Origin of the sequence: Ahniella affigens (assembly GCF_003015185.1) — a bacterium.
GTDB lineage: Bacteria > Pseudomonadota > Gammaproteobacteria > Xanthomonadales > Ahniellaceae > Ahniella > Ahniella affigens.
Genome location: NZ_CP027860.1, coordinates 5,791,710 through 5,812,579, shown reverse-complemented (window position 1 = coordinate 5,812,579; position 20,870 = coordinate 5,791,710). Strand labels below are relative to the sequence as shown.

Here is a 20,870-nt window from a genome sequence, read left to right as displayed (position 1 = left end):
TACGTCGGCGGGTGAATTCGCACGGTTTTGGCAACTGGCGCCCAGGAATACCAGGCGCCCGCCGCGTTCAATCGTGCTGCAGGTAGGTATACGCCGTCAGACCCGCGTTCAAATCGGCTGACAGGCGCTGCACCTCATCGGACGGCAATCCAGCCTGAGCGAGCTTGGCACGGAAGGCCGCCCGGAGCTCATTCGGATCAAATCCGACATAGCCCAGCACCTTGTCGGCCGTGTCGCCGCCGCGGGCATTGCTGAGCTCAAAGCGCTCGCCGTCGACGCGCACATCCACGGTATCGGTGTCGCCAAACAGGTTATGCAGGTCGCCGAGCGTCTCCTGGTACGCACCGACCAGGAAGAATCCCAGGAGATACGACCGCCCGTCCTGCATTGCGTGCAGCGGCAGACTGGTGTCCAGGCCTTCCGAATCGACGTAGTGGTCTATGCGGCCGTCCGAATCGCACGTCAGATCCGCAATGACCCCGCGCCGCTCCGGCATTTCGTTCAGCCGGTCAATCGGCACGATCGGGAACACTTGATCAATCGCCCAAATATCGGGCATCGACTGAAACACCGAGAAGTTGACGAAGTACTTGTCGGTGAGCTTGTCGTTCAATTCGTCGAGCACTTCCCGATGCGCGCGCTCGTCGTGTTTCAGGCGCGCGCGCACGGCGTGTGAGATCGCGTAGAACAGCTGGTCGAGCGCCGCACGCTCGGTCAAACCGATTTGACCTTCGGCAAACAGCCCCTGCCCTTCCGCCAGATAGTGCTGGGCCTCGTGATAGAGCTCCAGCGGCGGGCGCGAATCACGCGCATCGTGGATTTCGCGCAGATGCTTGAGCGGCAGGCACTCGTGCTCGCCGAGCGCTGGCACCGTACCCTCAGGCGCCAGCTCCACCTCGCTGACATTCGTGATCAACACGGCATGATGCGCAGTCATCGCGCGACCGGCCTCGGTGATCATGTGCGGTGGCGCAATGCCGTGCAGCCGGCACGCCTCTGCGACCGGCTCGACAATCGTCCGCGCGTATTGCTCCATGCCGTAGTTGATGGAGCAGAAACTGCGCGAGCGTGTGCCCTCATAGTCGACGCCCAGACCACCCCCTACATCGATGTAGCGCACGTCAAAGCCCAGCTTCTGCAGCTGCACGAAATAGCAGACGGCCTCGCGCATCCCGCCGGCGATGTCGCGAACATTCGAGATCTGCGAGCCCATGTGAAAATGCATGAGCTTCAAACTGTGGCGAAGGCCGGCGGCGTCGAGATCGGCGAGCAACTGCATCAGCTGCCCGGGATTCAGGCCAAACTTGGCCTTGTCGCCACCTGTGTTTTGCCATTTGCCAGCGCCGATCGACACAAGCCGCATCCGCACGCCAATCAGCGGATCGACACCGAGATTACGCGCTTCCTCGATGACCATTGCAAGCTCGCTCGGCTTTTCGATGACGATAAAGACATCGAGCCCGAGTTTGCGGCCAATCAGCGCCAGCCGAATATATTCGCGATCTTTGTAGCCATTGCACACAACCACGCCGCCACGTGACAGCGCCAGCACCGCAATGAGCTCTGGTTTGCTGCCGGCCTCGAGGCCAAAACCCTGATGCCCGGCCGCCACGAGTTCGCTCACAACCGAACGGTTTTGATTCACCTTGATCGGATACACCGCGGTGTAGCGACCGTCGTAGTGGCACTCCTGCATCGCTTTTTGAAATGCGGCCTGCATGCGCCCGAGCCGATGCCCAAGCACGTCAGAAAAACGCAGCAGTATCGGTAGTTTCAGCCCTTGTGTTGCCGCTGCCCGAATGACTTCCGGCAGCGCCAGTTTCGGGCCGCCGGGCCCCAGCGGTTGCATCAGCAAACGCCCCTGACTGTCGACATCGACGTAACCATCGCCCCAGTAGGGAATGGAGTAGGTTTGACGCGCTTGCGCGGCGGTCCAGGTCATGGTCTTGGCTCCCGGCCGGAAAATGGGCCGCGTAGTGTAGCGATAGCGCACCAACCCCGCAGAAGCGCCTTAGCGTTCATTCAGGCAGCCCAAAGCCAGCCAATCTGCGTCGATGATGACGGCCGGCACACGAGCGCTAGGCTCGCCGCGCTAGAATCGGGGATGCACTGCGTCAACCTTGGGTGCCACGCACCGGCCATGATCTGGCCCGGGACAGCGTCGGTGTTCTGGGCTTTGGCGACTTTTGTTTTCAACAGGACTGGAATTCGGATGGATCGCAAGCGCGAACAATTGCTGCAAAACTGGGCTCGCAGCCAGCTCAACGACGCCAAGGTCAAGATCACGCCTTTGGCCGGCGATGCGAGCTTTCGCAGCTACTTGCGCGCAGTGAGCCAAAACCAAAGCTTCATCATCATGAACGCGCCGCCGGAGCGCGAGGATGTCTTGCCCTGGATCAACATCGCCAAACGTTTGCGTAATGCGTCCTTGAACGCACCGGAAATCTTCTACCAGGACTTGGCCAACGGCTTCATCCTGATGAGCGATCTGGGCGACATCACCTACCTCGACGTGCTCAATGCGGAGACGGTCGACGAGCTCTACCGCGATGCGATCAGCGCCTTGTTTGGCATGCAGCAGCGGGTCAAGGCGGATGATCTGCCGGTTTACGATGAAGCGCGACTGCGGGCCGAAATGAACCTGTTCCCGGAATGGTTTCTCGAACGGCACCTGGGCCTGACGATCAAGGCGAGCGAACGCATGATCATCGAGCGCATGTTCGAAAAGTTGGTCGCATCAGCGCTCGAACAGCCGCAAGCGTTCGTGCATCGCGATTACCACAGCCGCAATTTGATGAAGCGCGGCTGGGACAATCCGGGCATTCTGGATTTTCAGGATGCCGTCAAGGGCCCGATCACCTATGACCTCGTGTCGCTGGTGCGTGACTGCTACATCGAATGGCCGCAAGAGAAAGTCCTGGTCTGGATCAATCAGTATCGTGACCGCCTGAGCAAGGCCGGCGTCATTGCCGACAAGGAGCTACGCTTCAAGCGTTGGTTCGATTGGATGGGCCTGCAGCGCCACATCAAAGTGCTCGGCATCTTTGCGCGCCTCAATTACCGCGACGGCAAGTCGGGCTATCTGAAAGATCTGCCGAGAGTCCTGCAGTATGTGCTGGACGTAGCGGGCAAGAACAAGGAACTCGGTCCGTTTTCGGAGTGGCTGGCCGACAAGACCGCAGGCATCGATCTGACCCAGCCGAGGCAGCTGGAAGAGGCCTGATTCGACGCAATGCCGAATCGCGCTGCCGATGTTGCAGCGCGCCAAGCTGCGATCGACGACAAGCGGTACGCTCGGGCGCTCGCTTTGCATCGTATCGAGGTTCGCTGATGAGTCGTTGTCGCTGGTCGTGTCTGATAGCGCTTCTTGCCGCGAGTGTTGGCCATGCAATGGCCGGCGACCACATCGCGCTCGTCGGCGGCACGCTGATTGACGGACTCGGCGCGCCGCCGATTCAAGATAGCGTCGTGCTGATCGACGGCGAGCGGATCACGGCAATCGGCACACAGTCCAACCTGCCGGTCCCAAGCAATTACCGCGTGATTTCCACCGAGGGCATGAGCGTGTTGCCGGGCCTCTGGGACATGCATGTCCACCTGATGCTGAACGGTCACTCGGACTACACTCATTGGGACAAGACCTACCTGAACCGGCTGGCGGACGAGATCATGCCCGCGAGCGCAGAGCAATTGCTGCTCGCCGGTGTCACGTCCGCACGCGACCTGGGCGCACCATTGGAAGCCAGCCTGAGCACGCGGCAACGCATCCGCGACGGGATTATTCCCGGCCCACGGCTGTTCATCTCGGGACCATTCATTCAGAAGAAACCGTATCCAGGCACCGAAGCCTTTCGCTGGGGTGTTGCGGACGCCAAGGATGCCAGACGCAAAGTGCAGCAGCTGGCAGCAGCGGGCGTTGATGTGATCAAGCTGATCGACCAGGATGAGATGAGCGATGATGAAGTGGCTGCCGTCGTGGACGAGGCGCACCAGCATCAACTCCCGGTGGTCGCGCACGCGCACCGACCTGAAGAGATCCGCATTGGCCTGAAATATGGCGTCGACAATTTCGAACACACCGGCCTCGCGACGGCGCCTGAGTACCCGGACGATGTCATCCGCGCGATCCGGGAACGCACCGCGCAAATGAGCAAGGGCCCGTTGTTCTGGACGCCAACCGTCGAAGGCCTCTACAACTACGATTACGTTCGCGACCACCCCGAAGCACTGGACAACAACTGTTGGCAGCGCGGGTTGAAACCCGACACGATTGCCGACATCCAGCAATCCATCGCGCATCCCGAGCAGATCGGCTACTTCCAGATCACCCCGCTCCGCAAAGTGACGCTGGCACGCAAGATCGAACAGCTTCGTCAGAGCGGTGTGGTGCTGATGATCGGCACCGACTCCGGGATTCCACTCAAGTTCCATTGCCAGAGCACGTGGAACGAGCTCGATATCTGGGTGCGCGTGATGGGGATCAGCCCGATGGAAGCGATCCGTGGGGCGACGTGGTGGCCAGCCGTAATGATGAAGCAGACGAGCGATCTCGGCAGCATCAGCGTTGGCAAGTATGCCGACATCGTCGCCGTCAAAGGCGATGTGTTGCGCTACATCGACTTGTTACAACGCGTCGACTTGGTCATGAAATCCGGCAAGGTTTACAAGCTGGATGGTGCGCCCGTCGACACCGCAACCGCGACCCCGTAGGCGAACTTCGGCCAAAGCAGCGGGTTGCATCCGGATCATTCGTGCCTATCAATCCAAGTATCAGCAAATTATCGCGCACGCAGGTTGCGCGATAAAAAACGCTTGACAAACTTATTTTTGCGCATACGATGCGCGCCACCGAGGAATCTTCGTCCTCTCCCTTTCTCACTTATGACCCACTTCACACCGACATCGCTAAAGCAAATTGGGCAGCGCCCAGGCTGCCGCGCCAGTGTGTTTGCTGGCGTCCATCCCCGCTGACTTCGCACTGTTTTGCAGGCGAAGTGCCTGCACCTTGAACGACACACAAGGCTGCCGGCGACGCAGCTTTTTTTGTGTCTTGAATATTCGATCTGAGCGTCACCGAACCTGGATCCGGTTTGGCGTCGCTTGGAATCGGAACCACTGCACGACATGGAAGGGTCTGCGTCAGTCCGTAGTGGACTTTCAGACCCACACTGAAACGGGCCCTTCGCTGCTCGATTCTGGGCGGGCGATTCATGGCCCGCGGCACCTCTGAACTTGTTCAGAGGCACCCTTCGTGTTTGCGGTGGCAACAGCGCAAGTTCATTGCATGTGCTCAAGCGACAGTGGCGTCCTAACGCCACCTGGCGGTACCGGCATTGCCGTCTACCGTACCGGGCCATGTGATGGTTTGCAGGATCGGTTGAACGCGGTCGGCGCGTCGCCTTTGGCGGACAGGTTCGAGCCCTGATTCATCCTCCAGCCTTGGTAGCTCAATGGTTGAGCAATCGACTGAGAATCGATCGTTGTGGGTTCGATTCCCACACCAAAACCGCTTCGGGTGGCAACACCCTGGCACACCGGGCAAGCAATTGCCCTCCAGGACTCACGGCCTCGTTTGCTGTCGGTCAGCGCCATGGCACCCGCCATGACCTGATCAGATCCGTGCCGCGCAAGCAGCACCGAGATCGGGCATGCAAACAGGCACCTGACTCGGACCTTGCGTCGATCGACTTCGGTTCAGTGACGGCAAACGCGAAGCCAACGCTCGATGATTGTCATGCTGCAACATCGATGCCTGGCGGCCCGTTTGCTGAACCCGGATCGAGCCTTCGACCCGTCCGCCGATCGGGGTGGGCCCTGGACCTTTTTTGCTTGAACCTCGCGGTTCGCGAGGTTCAGCGCCCCATCGCATCCTGGGCATCTCGCCTGGATGCATTCCTGCAGTCGCCGCTGGTGGGTGGCGCCTGCTTGCTTCCTACAACGATAACAAGGAGACCACCATGTTGTTCCGTAAACGAATCGTTTTAGACGTCACACAACGCGGACTCAAGTTCGTGCGTGGACAATTGACCGAGGTCATGTTGCCCGGCACGCACTGGCTCTGGACGTTCCAGAAGGATGTTCGGATTGAGGTCCTGAACCTTGGTGTTGGCGAATTCAATCTGGCGCAGGCTGATACCCTGTACCTCGCGAATCGTGGCTTATTGGCGCCAGTGATTGAGCAGGTGGACATTGGCAATCAGGAGTTGGGTCTCGTCTATCGCGAAGGCCGCCTGTTCGCCGTGTTGCCGCCTGGCGCACGTCGCTACTACTGGCGCGCACCGTGGCAGTTCGAGGTCAAGCGGCAGTCGATTGCTGATGACTTTCGGATTCCCGCGGACCTAATCGCGCTCTTGATCCAGCCGCAGCATGCCAAGTTGCTCGCCGAGGTGACCAGCAATCTGATCCTGAAGGAAGTTCCTGAGCATCATCTGGGACTGTTGTTGGTCAACGGCAAAGTCGAAACACCCCTGAATCCGGGTTTGTACGGTTTCTGGAAACTGGGCCGCATGCTGGCGATCGAAACAATTGACTTGCGTTCGCTCGCTTTGGATGTGCAGGGTCAGGAGATTCTGAGTCGGGACAAGGTGTCGCTGCGCGTGAATTTGGCCGCAGAAGTCCGCGTGCAGGATCCGATGTTAATGCGTCGTCAGGCAACCGACTGGAAGGACGCGGTCTATCGCACCTTGCAGTTCGGCCTGCGCGAGGCAGTCGGCACGCGAACGCTCGATCAGATGCTCGGCAACAAGGGCGAGCTCGACGGTGCGATTCGTGCGTATGCCGAACCGCGACTGGCGAGCATTGGTGTCGGTTTGGTCAATGCCGGCATCAAAGACGTCATCTTGCCTGGCGAAATGAAGGTGCTGTTGAACCAAGTGGTCGAGGCCGAGAAACAGGCCCAAGCCAACGTGATCAAACGGCGCGAAGAAACCGCAGCGACCCGCAACTTGCTGAACACCGCCCGGATGCTGGAAGAGAATCCTGTGCTGATGCGCTTGAAAGAGCTCGAGGCGCTGGAGAAAGTCACCGAGAAGATCGGACAGTTGACCGTGTTCGGTGGCTTGGATGGTGTGATGAAGCAGTTGGTCAGCTTGCGGGCCTGAGTGCCGGTAATACGGCACCCAGTGCAATCGTGTTGATCGCGACTGCATGATGTGACCCCGCCCTTGCGAAAGCGAGGGTGGGTTTTTGTCTCGCATGGTGCAGGAAGGCCGCTAGACCCGAACTAACATCGCCGCAAGCCCCGTTCGCGGCTGAAGCCGCTCCCACAAAAGCCATCGATCCAACGAAGAACATCGCTCCAAACTTCGCTTGGGGCAGGTCGCGTTGCCTTTTGTGGGAGGGCCTTCAGGCCCGAACCAAACTTGCGGCAAGATCGGTTCGCGGCTGAAGCCGCTCCCACACCCGCTCCCACACCCGCTGCGCGCAGGGCTTACTGCTGTGGCGCAGCCGCTGCCGTGTCGGTCTTGGCCGGGCGATGATAGGCGATCCGTTGCGTGCCGCCGCCGCAGCTGCCCACAATCTTGCCACCATTGCTCGCCTCGTCGGCGGCGGCGATGATCTCGAGGGAATAGTCTTGCACCCCTTTTGCGTTCAACTTCGCTTCGATCTCACTCTTGAGTTCGTTGCAGTCTTTGGCAGCATGGGCTTGGCCGGCCAGCAGGCAGGCGGCAATCAGGGTCAGGGCAATACGCATGGAGTTCTCCGGTCAGTCTGATCGATAGCGGGGCGCTATCGAACGCATACCGCATCTTGCCTGGAACAAATGACGGCGCAATCACCAATCAGGGCGAAGTTGTGGCGATTTGCCGCGTGCTTGCTGATGGTTGGAGCGTTGCTACTTCGGCGCAGTTGGCGCGGGCGCCTGCTGCTTGACCAGAAACGCAATGAGCGCGTCCAAGTCGGCTGAAGGCAATCTTGCGAATTTCTGCTTGGCCATGAGTGCCCGCTTATCCAGTTGGTCGGCGACCGAAGGGCCTGCCGTCACGCGGTCCCGAATCGCTGCCGCGTCGAGCCGAAGGCCGACGTCGTCCAGCGGGCGCAACCGGTTCCCCTTGCCCGCCAAGGCGTGACATCGCACGCAATGCTGGGCGTCGTAAACCGCGCGACCCGGGTCCGCATTCGCGCTGTTTGTGGCCTGAGCCAGGCCGGAGCTGGTCATGAGTAGACCAACCAAAGGCCATAGAACCGTGCTCAGCCACGGGCGACTGCTACGTTTGCGAGGTGCCAACCAACGCTGCCACATATTCCCTCCCTGACGAGCAGTCGCGCCCATGCCGCCAGCGGAGAACACGACACTAGCCCGCCGTCTCGTCCAAATCCATCGCCTTTGGATCGATCCCCAGATCCTTAAACTTGCGGTACAGATGCGTGCGCTCCATCCCCGCGCTAGCCGCCAGCTTGCTCATGCTGCCGCCACAGCGCTTCATTTGTCGCATTAGATACAGGCGCTCAAACTGATCGCGAGCGTCGCGCAGACTGACGCCCAGATCGATGGGCGCCTCATTGCTGGCCTTGGCTTGCCCATTTGGCACCAGCAGGCCAAGGGCCGCCTGCACTTCCTCGACCTCGACATCGCCCTGCCCCAGAATCAACACGCGTTGCAGCAGATTGCGAAGTTCTCGCAAATTGGCCGGCCATTGGTGCTTGCGGAGCTCCTGCAAGGCCGCGTCGGTAAAACGCCGCTCGGGCAGTTGATCGCGTCGGCCCATCAGGTCGACCAGATAGCGGACCAGTACCGGAATATCGTCCAGGCGGTCACGCAGCGGCGGGGCCGACGCCTGCAGCACGTTGAGCTGGTAATACAAATCCTCGCGAAGCTGTCCGGCCTGCAACTCGCGCTCCAAGGCACGCGAACTGGACGCGATCAGTCGGAAATTGATGTTTTGCGGTCGACTGCCACCATCGCGCAGAAACTGTCCCGCCTCCAGCGCCTTGGACAACCGCGCCTGCACTTCCTCACCAAGCGCCATCAGTTCATCGAGGTACAGCGTGCCACCTTGGGCCTGATCCAACACGCCCGGTTTGATAACGCTGTCCATTTCGGCACCGAACAGGGCCACGCGTTGTTGCTCAGGAGGCAGTGACGCTGCCGCGAAGCGCACGAACGCGTTGGCGGCCCGACTGCTTGCAGCGTGCACGAAGCGCGCCAGTGTCTCTTTGCCCGTGCCCACCTCGCCGCGAATCAGCACCGGCAGATCGCTCGCGGCGGCTCGCTCCAACTGCGCGCGGAGCGTGCGCATGGCAAAACTGTCGCCAACCGGGGCATCCAAGGCGACTTGCTTTCTGAGCCCCTCGTTCTCGCGGCGAAGCTTGGCCAGGTCCAATGCACGATTCACACCGTGCAGCAGTTTGGCGAGCGATACCGGCTTTTCAAGGAAGTCATAGGCGCCATGCTTGACCGCTTCGACCGCAGTTTCAATGGTGCCGTGCCCGGAGATCATTAATACCGGGCAGGCCAGACCACCGGCGGCCTGGCGGTCCCGTAGCCATGCCACGCCATCGCCATCTGGCAGCCAAACGTCCAGCAGCAGCACATCCGGGCGACCCGACGCGAGCGCTTGGTTGAGACCAGCCAAATCGCCAGCTGCGGTTACCCGATGCCCTTCATCGCGCAAGATCTCTTCGATCATGCCGCGGATATCGGGTTCGTCGTCGACAACAAGAATGTGAGCGCCAGTCATAGCTGCATTCAAGCGCAAGCGTGGCATTTAGGCAATCCGGGGCGATCACGCCTTTTGGGTCTGGTCACCCCGAGTTCAGTCGATCGCGCCTGGTCGAGTTCCTGTCTTTGGTTAGTGGTGACGGGATTTCTTCCGCACTACGGTGACGTTACACGTACAGGTAGTCGTTATGTCCCAGCCAATCAGTAAGGTGCGCCTGCAGGGCGCACTGTCGGTCCTTCTTTGCGCCAGTGTTGGTGTCGCCCAGGCGGCAACCTTGGTCGTCAACAGTGCCGACGATGCCGACGATGGCACCTGCAACACCACCCATTGCAGTCTGCGTGAAGCCATTACGGCGGCCAATGCAACGACAACTGCCGATACCATCAATTTCGCGATCGCGCTTCCCGCGCGCGGCGAGATTCTGATCCGGCCAAACACGGTGCTGCCGACGATCAACCAGCCGCTCACGATCAACGGGCAGAGTCAGAATGGCACGTCAGACAACACCGATCCGACCTTCAGCAACGCCAATCTTCGAATTCGGCTGGACGGCGGCGCCGCTGGCGCCCCGGCAGTTGGACTCTCAGTCTGCGCCAACAACACGACCATTCGCGGCCTGATCCTGACCGGCTTCGTGGGGACCCGTACCGCGGTTCGCTTCGGGAAGACCAATGCTGGCGCGGCATGCCCGTCGGCGCTCACGGGCGCCGCGTTTCACGGCAATTACGTCGGGATGAACAGCACCAACAACGCGACGCTGGGCAACAACTCCGGCCTCAGTCTGGACAATACCCTGGCTAATGTGGGCTCCACGGCGCTGGCCGATCGCAACGCGTTCGGCAAGAACAGCATCGGGATTCAAGTCAACAATGCCGCGGTGAATACGTTCATCGTCGGCAACCTGTTCGGCATGAGCGAAACCGGGGCGGTCGACCTGGGCAACACCACGGCGGTTTCGATCAGCGCGTCGAATGTGCGGGTTGGCACCACGGCGGCGCCGAATCGGTTTCGCTTCAACAATATTGCCATACGATTGAGCGGGAGCGGCGTGGACAATCAGCTGTACGCCAACGTGATCCAGGATTCGAACCAGATTCCCATTACCTTTGACGGCGGCATTGCGGTACCGCCGAATGACCCAGACGACGCCGATTCCGGCCCAAACGGCCTGGCCAACTACCCGGAAATCTCGGCGGTCTCACGAATCAGCGGCGGTCTCCACATTGAAGGCCGGATCGATGCCCCCGTGTCGGTCACCCCGCAGTTGTATCGGCTCGGCCTGTATGCATCGTTCGGCTGCCATATCAGCGGCAACGGAGAGGGTGAACTGTTCCTTGGTATCCAGGACGTGGCGATCCGCGGCAACACCAATGAGACATTCGCGTTCAATGTGACGCCGAGCATTACCATTCCGGTCGGGTACGTGCTGACGATGACGGTAGACGGGCCGGACGGCACGTCACCGTTCTCGGAGTGCGTCAACATCGATAGCGTCTCCGGGTTTGCCGTCAACAGCACGAATGACCTGACCGATGCCGCGGGCTGCGACAATACGCACTGCAGTCTGCGCGAAGCGATCACTGCCGCCAATGACCGACCCGGGCCCGATGGCGTGCGCTTTGCGATCCCGGTTGCCGGTACGTCCGAACAATTGATCACGCTGACGGCGCCGCTCCCTGAAATCACCGAGACCCTGACGATTGATGGCTACTCGCAGGCCGGTACCAGCGTCAACACTGACCCGGTCGTCAGCAATGCCGTGCCCCGGATCCGCATCCACGGCCAGGCGTTGAGTCCTGAATACCTGCTGCGCGTGTGCGCCGACGATGTCGTGATTCGTGGACTCGCCTTCACTGGCGCGAACCCGGTTGGGGGGCCGAATTTAGACTTTGTCACGACGTGCCCAATTGGCAACAAGGCCCGTCTGAAGGTCATCGGAAACTTCTTTGGCCTACAAACCGACGGCGTAACTGCCGTGGCGAGTCAGGGCGGCGTCAATCTGTCGGGTGCCGATGCCGTGATCGGCGGCACGGACCCGAAGGATCGCAACGTCTTTGCGGCAGGCGGGGTTCGCGTCGATGATCTGGCGCTCAGCATGCAGATCCTGGGCAACCTGTTTGGCACCGACAAGAGCGGTACGCTGGATCGCGGGCAAAGCACTGCCGTTCAATTCGATGGTGGCTTGAATGGCGGGCCGCTGAACCTCCAGATTGGATCTGAGACTGCTCCGAATTTATTCCGATTCAACAGCGTCGGAATTCGTGCGCGCGCTGACGCGAACCCAGGCCCGGCTTTCTTCCCCTTCAACCGGTTCTTAGACCAGGATGGACTCGCGGTCGATTTTGGCAACAGTCCAGGCGTCTCGCCGAATGACAGCAATGACGTCGATTTTGGCGCCAACAGCGGTCAGAATTTCCCGGTGATCTCAGAAGCCTTTGAAACGCCAACTGGCGTGCGTGTGGCAGGCAGCCTGGATGTCACCACCACCACGATCAATGTGCCCTATCAGATCAGCATCTATGCCAATTCCTCATGTGACAGCAGTGGCAATGGCGAAGGCGATCGCTTGCTCGCTGTGCTCACGCAGAATCTTACCCAGACCACCGGCGAGAGCTTTGAGTTTGTCATCGACACGAAGGACCCCGTCAATGTCGGCCAGTTCATCACGGCGCTCGCCACGGGGCCGGATGGCACCTCCGAGTTTTCTGCGTGCCGCGTCGTGGCTGACCCGATCGAGCAGTTCACGGTCAACACGACAACCGATACGTCGGATGGCACCTGCAATGGGACCCATTGCTCGCTGCGCGAGGCGATTACGCTCGCCAACAGCACCGCTGGACCACAAGAGATCATTTTCAGTATTCCAGGCGATGGTCCGCACACCATTCCCCTGACGAGCCTGTTACCCATCATTACCGAGAACCTCACGATCGATGCCTACACCGAACCTGGCGCCAGCCCGAACAGCGCCGCGCTGGGGTCGAATGCGGTCATCAAGGTAGCAATCGACGGCGGCAGCCAGGCCAATATTCTCAGGACGTGCACGGCTGAGCGCATCGAGGTTAGGGGGCTGGCATTCGTCGGCGCCGAGGGCCCGGCCATTGCGACCAATCAAGACACCATCAATTGCGCCGGCCAGCAATCGCTGGTGCTCCGTGGCAACTGGTTCGGCATAGCGCCGGACGGTAGCGCCAATGGAAACGTGAATGCGGTGTCGGCGCTCAGTCAGAAAGTGGAAATCGGCAGCGGCAATCTGGCGGATCGCAATCTGTTCGGCAACAGCGCAGGCTTTGCGGTGCGGATCGCTGAGTTCTCCGCCAACTCGAGTGCGATCAACAACAATCTGTTTGGGGTTGGACCAGATGGGGTGTCGGATCACGGCAACAGCGGCACCGCGTTGGAACTCAGCAGCGTTGACCTGCTGGATGTCGGCGGCCCGGGCTTTGAGGCCAATGTGTTCCGCTTCAACGAACGCGGCATCGTCTTAAAACAGGGCACCGCACCGGGATCGCAGGCAAACAGTCTGTTCGGCAATGAATTCGTTGGCCAGACGGGTTTGTCGATCGACCTCAGTGCGAATGGCACGGATACGGATGGCGTGACGCCGAACGATGTCGATGATCTCGACTCCGGACCAAACAGCCTGCAGAACGCTCCGGTGCTGACCATTGCGATACCGGACCCCGGCAACGGCACGATCACGGTCAGCGGCAATTTGGATGTGGGTAACCCCGTCACCCAGGCTCGAAACCTCGCGTTTTACCTGAGCCGCAGTTGCAACAACACCTTGCGCAATGAAGCCGAGCAATTGGTCCACGTGCAAGGCGTGAATTTCTCGACCAGTCAGGAGAGCTTTAGCGTGAGCGTGCCCGACTCGTTGGGGAGCAACCCAGTCTTTGTGTCGGCAACGGTCACTGGCAGCGACGGCACGTCCGAGTTTTCAAACTGCCTTCAAGCCGTGTTGCCGGATACTCTGTTTGCCAACAGTTTTGAGTAAGCGCGCGACGCGTGGGCAGGTTGCCGATTGGCGCCTGTCCACGTGAACAACGTCCCGCCCCGATCAGACACGTGCAGCGCTTACCGTCGCATCAGGCCTCGTACTCGCTGAGTGCCAGACGCAGTTGGATTTTGGCTTCTTCGCGCAGCGCCACGGGTGCAATGATCTGGGCGTCGGGCCCGTACCGAAGCACGTCCATCAACAGTTCGCGCGCGTTTGAGTAAGGCACGCGGAGCTCATACTGACCGTCGGGCAAGAAGTGGCCCTCTTGCTTGGAATGCCAGTGCTCCTCGGCCACCCAACGCGCCGCCTTGGCTGAGAAGTGGATCGTCGCCCAAGCCTTGGGCGGACCGGAAAAAATGCCGTAACTCGATGCCAGCTGCTTATCGAGCTCGGCATCGGCCACGTCGATCGCGGTTTTGTCGAGTACCGTCGGGTCGACAATCCGATCGAGTGAAAAGCTGCGTAGCGCGTCGCGGTCAGGATCGAACGCATCGAGATACCAATTCTCGCGATAGTGGGTGAGCCGCTGCGGCGACACGGTTCGTTCGGTCTCCGACCCGGTACTGCGGGCGCGGTAGCGGAACTTCAACTGGTGCCGCTCCAACACCGAGCTCGCGACACGTCGGAACACGGTTTCATCGATCTGCCGGGACAGCGCCCGGGTCACGCGCACCCGTTCGATGGGAAAACGTTTGCCCTGGTACTGCTCATCGAGCAATCGCTCGATCCGGCTTCGCAACGGCGCCAGCGCACCACTCAGCACTTCGCCGCTGGAGCGCGCCAAGAGTTGATGCATGGCCATCAATGATTCGAGTTCGCTACTGGACAGCCACAGACCAGGCAACTCGAATGTCTCGGCCTCGTCTTGGTTGTAGAAGATGGAACTGGTGTTGTCGTGCGAGTCGATCGGCGCGCCCAGGCCATCGCGCAGAAACGCGATGTCGCGATACAGCGTTGCGCGCGAACACTCGAGCTCATCCATCAGCCTTTGCTGCGATACCGGCAGTCGGGCCACTTTGAGGATGCGGTGCAGTTTGAGAATTCGTTCGTAACGGTCCATGTTGGATAGGTGCAAAAAGTGATCAGAACAAACGGCGCACAGGGTGTTTCAGGCCACCGGCGCAAGGGATTTCAACGACTCTGAGTTTGCCAGTATTCTTGTTTTCTGGCGTGTGCTTCAATGCGCGGATGATGCAAAGACCCCCAGAAATCGCCCTGATCGCCGCGCTCGACTCGGCGCGCGCCATCGGATTTGACAACCAGCTGCCCTGGCACCTGCCGGACGATCTGAAACGCTTCAAAGCGCTGACTCAGGGGCAAACCATCCTCATGGGCCGGCGCACCGCAGAGTCGTTGGGGCGTTCGTTGCCCAAGCGGCAGAACTTGGTGCTGTCACGCCATGACGCAGTGCCCTTTGCCGGCATGACCCGGGTACCGGATCTCGCAACGGCGCTGGCGCATTGCGATTCTGAGCGGCTTTGGGTGATAGGCGGGGGCGAGATTTATGCGCTGTGCCTGCCGCTCGCCCGCTTCATGGCGTTGACCCATGTGCACACCACGTTGACGCAGGCGGACACTTACTTCCCCGCCTTTTCGGCGTCAGATTGGCAACTCGAACGATCCACCGAGCACGCCGCTGATGACCACCACGCGTTTGGATTTCAGTTTGCCGATTATCGGCGTGTCGAACCCTGAAAACGGGTCTGAATCGGCCCATCCTGGACCTTCAGGCGTACGCCGAGTCACGCACTTTCGCGTTTGGTTCCTGGCGGCGCAACCATCAACCGTCGCCGCGATACCGGCAGCCGGAGGTACACGTTTCGTAAACGACGACTTCCGATAGCAACGGCAACACCGGCTTCAACTTGTCAAAAATCCAGCGCGCGAGGTTTTCGCTGGTCGGGTTCTCGAGGCCATCGATATCGTTCAAGTAGTGGTGATCGAGTTGCTCATAGTAAGGCTTGAACGCGGCTTTGATCTCGGCAAAATCGATGACCCAGCCGGTATGGGGATCTACCGGTCCGTCGACGTGGATTTCGATCTCGAAGGAATGCCCATGCAGGCGCGCACATTTGTGCCCGGCCGGAACATTGGGCAAGCGATGCGCCGCCTCGATGCGGAAGGATTTGAACAGGTTCATGGTGCCACCTTAGCCCCTGGAACCTGGGCATTCAAGCGCAAACGCGCGTAGAGGCCGCTGCTCCGGACTCTGGGCTTGCCAAGCGCCGCCTCCAGCACCGCAGCGCTGCCAACCAGCACCACCTGCTTCCGGGCGCGGGTGATGCCGGTATAGAGCAACTCCCGGCTCAGAATCGGACTCACCCGGTTCGGCAACACCAGCACGACGGTATCGAACTCGCTGCCCTGGGCTTTGTGTACGGTCAACGCGAACCCGGGCTCATGCCGCGGCAGCAGCGACGCGGGTAGGCGTCGATTGCCGATCTCGAAGTATTGAACCCCGGCCTCGCTTCGCAGCCAACCCAGATCGCCATTCCACAGATCCATTTCGTCCGCGTGCTCGGTCAGTAGAATCGGCTCGCCTGCGTCCGCACTTGGCCAGCTTGGCCAGGATGAAGACAACCAAGCGTTGAGCCCTTCGGCGCCGAAGCGACCGCGCCGAAGCGCGCAGAGCAATCCTAGATCGCGATTCCAAACGGCACCCGACTGCAGCCTGGCTGCTAACGATCTACCCAGCCATTGCTGCAGCGCCTCCGCGTCCGCCATTTCGACACAAGTCGCCGGGCTCAAGGGCACCTCGAGCGCATCGCGAAACGCTTGAACGTCACCCTCAAGGACCGCGTTTGCCAGGGGCTGCAGACTGGCCTCAGCACGAAAGTTGTGCCGAAGCCGCCGGTGTTGATGCTGCCCGGGATCGTATTCGGCCAGGTGCTCAATCAGGTCTGCCAGCACACGTCCCGCTTCGACAGACGCCAATTGGTCGGGATCACCAACGAGGATCAGGCGCGTATGCATCGGCAGCAGACAGAGGAGACGATCGAGTAGCGCCAAGTCGAGCATCGACGCCTCGTCGATGATCAGCGCGTCAGCCAACTCCAGGGTCGACGTCTGCTGTAGTAACCGATGCACGGTCGTCGCCTGAATCGGTAGCGCGGCAGTGTCTGGGTCCAAAGGCGCCAGCTGCTTAAGCGAGTCGCGCAGACGTTGTGCCGCCTTTCCCGTTGGCGCCGCCAACAACACCCGCTGGTTTGGCCCCAGGCGCAATAGCGTCATACGAATTCGCGCGATGCTCCGCGTCTTGCCCGTGCCCGGTCCACCAGCCAGCACAAACAAGGACGATTGCGCGGCTGCGCGCGCGGCGTCCAGTTGCACCCGACTGAATGCGTCCAACGACGCCGCGGTTTGCTGCAACCACGTGTCAGCGGCAGGTGCTAGCGGCGTGGGCGGTGCTGAAAGGCGCGCTGCCAGGGCGCTGGCCACGCGCGTTTCCTGAGCATGCTGGCGCCTGAGATAGAGGCGATCGCCCAGGTCGCGGACCAACCACGGGTGGTCAGCCGGAACTGCATCAAGGCAAGCACGCAAATCGAGATCTTGCCCAAGCGACGGCAGATGAACCTGTTCGCCTTCCAATGCGCCCACATCGACGCCAATATCGCCCTGCTGCTCGGCGCGGGCCGCGAGGAATGCAGCGCCAACCAGCCCGGGGTCTGGATTCGTTGCCTGCACGAATGCTGCAAACGCCAAGGCCACGGCGTCGTCCTGATCAGCAGATTGCAAAAACGGGCGCTTAGCGATCATCCGGAGTCTCCGCATCCAAGAGCGCCGACAAGGCAATCAGCAGATCCGCCGAAACCGGGGCCATGAACTGCCCGAGTAGCGGGTCAGTGCCAAGGCCCAGCGCCCGAACGAACAGATACAGCGCCCCGCCAATCTGCTCATGCGGTCGATAATGTGCGCCGAGCCGTTGTTCGAGGTGCCGATGCAGCGCTAGGGCATACAACACGTATTGCAGGCGATAGTGCCCCGCGCGCATCGCGTCAGCGAGCGACTCACTCCGATAGTCCAACAGTTTGGGGCCGAGCCAGTTTGTCTTGTAGTCGCAGACGTAATACCGGCCATCGTGCTCGATCAGCAAATCCGCGCTGCCGGTCAAAAAACCTTGCCACGTCCCGGTACTGTGCAGGACCTCGGCAGCATCCGGATAACCATGCTGGCGAAGGAGATCGGCCAAAGCTCCAGCGCGAAACCCGGCGACACGCAAATCAAACCCGAACTCGACCGCAAACTGGTCGGCGCGCAGCGCCGCCAACGCTGGCAAGCCAGCCAACGGCGTCTGCAGCACGCGCTGCAGTAGCCCATGCAACGCCGCACGTGGTAGCGCGAGCAATGGGTCGATGCCGTCGAGACGCGCTTCCGCTTCGCGAAACTGGCGCTCGCTCGGCCAGCGCTCTGGCCGCAACAAGGCTGCCTCCAGCAAGCGATGCACCACGTCGCCGAACGCCGTGCCGCGGGCGCCCGCCAACTCGGCGAGGACGGGATCGTCAGCCTCGATGTCGACAATCGGCTCGTCGTCAGCGGCCTGCAGTGTCGGCTCATCCCGTTCGTCGTCGGCAGGCCCTTCGACTTGCGGCCCCGTAAGTGAATTCGCGCGGTGGCGTCCAAGCAGACTGGAGAAACTCGCGATCTGCCACGGTGGCATCGGCGGCTGCCGATCCCGTGCCTGCAAGTCGCCCAACGTTGCCACCTGCCGGGTCAACTGCTGCGGCGAAAAAGTCTCCCGCACAAACAGGCCAGCGGTTTCCTGCTCCGCGAGTTCCAGGAAATGCTGCCAATTCGTTGCCTGACCTTCAACGACCGCATCAAGCAGGGTCGACGGCGACCCGGTGGACTGAAACAGCACGTTCATCATGCTCGCTCGGGTCAACGCCACGTAGGCCATACGGCGCGTCTCGGCACGCATCGCAAACGTGGTGTCGGCTTCTTCTGCAAGCTGCAGCCGCGGCGGCACCTGTGCGCTGAGCTGCCAGACATCCCGACGCTGCCCCGTCTCTTTTCCCATGGCTGGCAGCAACACGACGGGAAACTCCAAGCCCTTGGCGGCGTGGATGGTCGATACCGTCACGGCATCTGGCAGACTCGCGGGCCGACTCGCCAGCGCTTCCGAAAACTGATCTTCGACACCATCCAAGCGCAGCAACGCCAAGGCCTGCAGCCCAGCGGCTGCGGATGCGGAAGACGTCGCCAGCAAGCCCAGCAGATGCTCGCTATCGACCTGCCACTGCGCACCCATACCCATGCGCAACGCTTCGGCACTGGCCAGCGGCAGCGCTTCGGCCAGGGCCGAACACAGTCCGTCGCGGGCGATCCGTTCTTGCCAGGTGCGCATGCGCTGCAACATCGCTTGCGCAAGCGGCTCGGGCACATTGAAACACTGCGCCGCATCCAAACCGAGCCAGGGCGTTGTCCAGGCGGCACGCCGGCGTGCGGGCTCGGTCTTGGCGTCCAAGCCTTGCAGTAAACACTCCAAATCGGCGGCCGCCGGAGATTCGAGCACACTGCTCCGCTTGCGTACATTGGCGGCGAGACCGCGGGCGGCCAGTGCCCGGACGATCGCCTCGGCATCCTCATTGCGGCGAACGAGAATCGCACAGTCCAGCGCACGCAACGGCTGCTGGCCAACAAAGCGCTGCTGTTGCAAGGTCTGGCTGAGCCACTCGGCCGCTGCCTCAAGCGGATCACCACGATCGATCTCAACTTGCACCAGCGCTGCTTCGGCGTCCGGGTGTTGCCGATCGTGCCAGGCCGGGTTTCGTGCCGCGTCGCTGGGCTTCAGCCGCAGCGTCGCCGCCAAAAACGCTTGCTCGTGACCAAATACCCGATTGACCGCTTGCACGACGGCGCGTCGCGACCGATGGTTTTTCGATAACTGGCCCCGGCGCAATCCAGCTTGATCCCGCTGGCGCAGATACACATCGAGATCGGCACCGCGGAAGCGGTAGATGGACTGCTTCGGGTCACCAATCATGCCGAGCAGCCGGGTCGGTGTGGCATCACTAGGCGAACCGAACAAGGACTGGAAAATGTCGAGCTGCCGCTGATCCGTATCCTGAAATTCGTCGATCAGGCAATGCCGATACTGCGCCGCAACGGCCCCGCGGAACCGCGCATCCTGCTGCACCCGCAAACACATCAGATTGATGAAATCGGCGAAACAGTAAACTCGATCCCGGTCGCGCGATTGCTCGCGCTCGGCAAAAAAAGCTGTCAACGCCCGTTGCAGCAATGCCGCGCGCAGTCGCTCGATCAGCGCGATGCGCTCGGCATCGAAGCGCAGTACCGCCAATAACGCGGTCGACTGCTGCACTTCAGGCTTGGCTTTTTGTATGAAGAAGTCGTCGCGATCGATCGGTTTCAGCGTCAGCAGGCGGTGCCATTCGCCCATGCCGAATATCTGCAGCAGATCTGCAATCGCGTTTCGCGCGCCCGATTTGATGATCGCGCCTTTTGCATTCAGGGCGTTGGTTTCGAGCCATTCACGATGCGCATTGATCGCCTCCGCATGCGCGAGTAGCTGGTCGATCTCGCCGTCCAGATCAGCGATTGCCGCGGGTGGCTGCAACATCTGTTCCGCGAGCGGGGCCAGCTCTGCTGCCAATGCTTCCGGCATTTGATACAGCGCGTGCAGGGGCAACGGCTTGTGCTGCTCGCTGATCAGGAGCTGCCGCCAGGTGTGGCGGACCGATTCGAGCAGCAGGCTCGGCAAGCTCTGCAGCCGCTCCGGACGTAGATCGGCAAACGTTGCCAAGGCTTGCTGGCAGAATCCATGAATTGTTCTGACCTGCGCGAGGTCGGCCGATTGGCGCGCCAGTTGCAACCGGAGCCGGAGTGTTGTGCCACCAAGCTCGGCACCGCGCTCGGCCAAGTACTCGGCGAGCTCGCGATGCGATTCGGGGCACTCCGCAGCGCTCAGATCAAGCAGGGTTTCGGCTTGCTCAAGCAATCGCGTCAGACGGTCGCGCAACTCTTGGCAGGCGCGCTCGGTGAACGTGACGACCAGGATTTGCTCGATCGGCGTGGCTTGCTCGATTAGCAACCTTAAGACCCAGTGCACGAGCGCGTGCGTTTTGCCAGTACCGGCATTTGCCTCCAGCAGCACCGCCCCGATCAACGGAAAATCTTGCCAGCGGGAAAACGTCGGTGCGCCCCCCAGATCGGGCGTGGCTGCGGTCTGGTCTGAAGGCGGGTTCACG

General features: G+C 60.9%; 13 protein-coding genes and 1 tRNA gene. 6 read left to right on the top strand and 8 right to left on the bottom strand.

Annotated features, from left to right (window positions below):
* Positions 1 to 67: 67 nt before the first annotated feature.
* Positions 68 to 1,942, bottom strand: a complete 1,875-nt coding sequence (gene speA, locus C7S18_RS22680; RefSeq protein WP_106893720.1) for a biosynthetic arginine decarboxylase — start codon at positions 1,940 to 1,942, stop codon at positions 68 to 70.
* Positions 1,943 to 2,212: 270 nt separating this feature from the next.
* On the opposite strand from speA, the gene C7S18_RS22675 reads away from it, so the two are divergent.
* The 4 genes from C7S18_RS22675 (at position 2,213) to C7S18_RS22655 (ending at position 7,100) form a co-directional block, all read left to right on the top strand.
* Positions 2,213 to 3,223 (top strand): aminoglycoside phosphotransferase family protein, encoded by a 1,011-nt coding sequence (locus tag C7S18_RS22675; protein WP_106893719.1) that lies wholly within the window; start codon positions 2,213 to 2,215, stop codon positions 3,221 to 3,223.
* A gap of 107 nt (positions 3,224 to 3,330) precedes the next feature.
* Positions 3,331 to 4,710 carry an amidohydrolase family protein gene (locus C7S18_RS22670; protein WP_106893718.1) on the top strand — a complete coding sequence of 460 codons (1,380 nt, stop codon included), beginning with the start codon at positions 3,331 to 3,333 and terminating at the stop codon, positions 4,708 to 4,710.
* A 731-nt stretch (positions 4,711 to 5,441) separates the two neighbouring features.
* Positions 5,442 to 5,503 (top strand) — tRNA-Leu (locus C7S18_RS22665).
* 454 nt (positions 5,504 to 5,957) lie between these two features.
* Complete coding sequence (locus C7S18_RS22655) at positions 5,958 to 7,100, top strand: slipin family protein (RefSeq protein ID WP_240623948.1); 1,143 nt, start codon at positions 5,958 to 5,960, stop codon at positions 7,098 to 7,100.
* 329 nt (positions 7,101 to 7,429) lie between these two features.
* On the opposite strand, the gene C7S18_RS22650 is transcribed toward C7S18_RS22655, so the two are convergent.
* The 3 genes from C7S18_RS22650 to C7S18_RS22640 form a co-directional block, all read right to left on the bottom strand.
* Positions 7,430 to 7,693, bottom strand: coding sequence for a DUF1161 domain-containing protein (locus tag C7S18_RS22650; RefSeq protein ID WP_106893715.1), 264 nt, complete (start codon positions 7,691 to 7,693; stop codon positions 7,430 to 7,432).
* Between the two features lie 141 nt (positions 7,694 to 7,834).
* Entirely contained in the window at positions 7,835 to 8,158 is a 324-nt protein-coding gene (locus tag C7S18_RS22645) for a c-type cytochrome (protein ID WP_170113440.1), read from the bottom strand.
* 136 nt (positions 8,159 to 8,294) lie between these two features.
* A complete protein-coding gene (locus tag C7S18_RS22640; protein WP_106893713.1) occupies positions 8,295 to 9,680 on the bottom strand; it encodes a sigma-54-dependent transcriptional regulator in 1,386 nt (461 codons plus the stop codon).
* A 169-nt stretch (positions 9,681 to 9,849) separates the two neighbouring features.
* On the opposite strand from C7S18_RS22640, the gene C7S18_RS22635 reads away from it, so the two are divergent.
* A complete protein-coding gene (locus tag C7S18_RS22635; RefSeq protein ID WP_106893712.1) occupies positions 9,850 to 13,659 on the top strand; it encodes a CSLREA domain-containing protein in 3,810 nt (1,269 codons plus the stop codon).
* 91 nt (positions 13,660 to 13,750) lie between these two features.
* Here the strand turns inward: C7S18_RS22635 and C7S18_RS22630 are convergent, their stop codons facing one another.
* Entirely contained in the window at positions 13,751 to 14,722 is a 972-nt protein-coding gene (locus C7S18_RS22630) for a helix-turn-helix transcriptional regulator (RefSeq protein ID WP_106893711.1), read from the bottom strand.
* 128 nt (positions 14,723 to 14,850) lie between these two features.
* Between C7S18_RS22630 and C7S18_RS22625 the strand changes: the two genes are divergently transcribed.
* Complete coding sequence (locus C7S18_RS22625) at positions 14,851 to 15,357, top strand: dihydrofolate reductase (RefSeq protein ID WP_240623947.1); 507 nt, start codon at positions 14,851 to 14,853, stop codon at positions 15,355 to 15,357.
* A gap of 85 nt (positions 15,358 to 15,442) precedes the next feature.
* Here C7S18_RS22625 and queD read toward each other — a convergent pair whose 3' ends face one another.
* The 3 genes from queD to C7S18_RS22610 are packed head-to-tail and all read right to left on the bottom strand — an operon-like array spanning position 15,443 to position 20,869.
* Complete coding sequence (gene queD / locus C7S18_RS22620; protein ID WP_106893710.1) at positions 15,443 to 15,802, bottom strand: 6-carboxytetrahydropterin synthase QueD; 360 nt, start codon at positions 15,800 to 15,802, stop codon at positions 15,443 to 15,445.
* A complete protein-coding gene (gene recD, locus C7S18_RS22615) occupies positions 15,799 to 17,418 on the bottom strand; it encodes an exodeoxyribonuclease V subunit alpha (RefSeq protein ID WP_170113439.1) in 1,620 nt (539 codons plus the stop codon). Before recD ends, queD begins: the two co-directional genes overlap by 4 nt.
* The gene (locus C7S18_RS22610; RefSeq protein WP_106893708.1) at positions 17,408 to 20,869 is read right to left on the bottom strand and encodes a UvrD-helicase domain-containing protein; all 3,462 of its coding nucleotides are present in this window, start codon (positions 20,867 to 20,869) and stop codon (positions 17,408 to 17,410) included. The genes recD and C7S18_RS22610 overlap by 11 nt, the downstream gene beginning before the upstream one ends.
* Position 20,870: the final 1 nt, after the last annotated feature.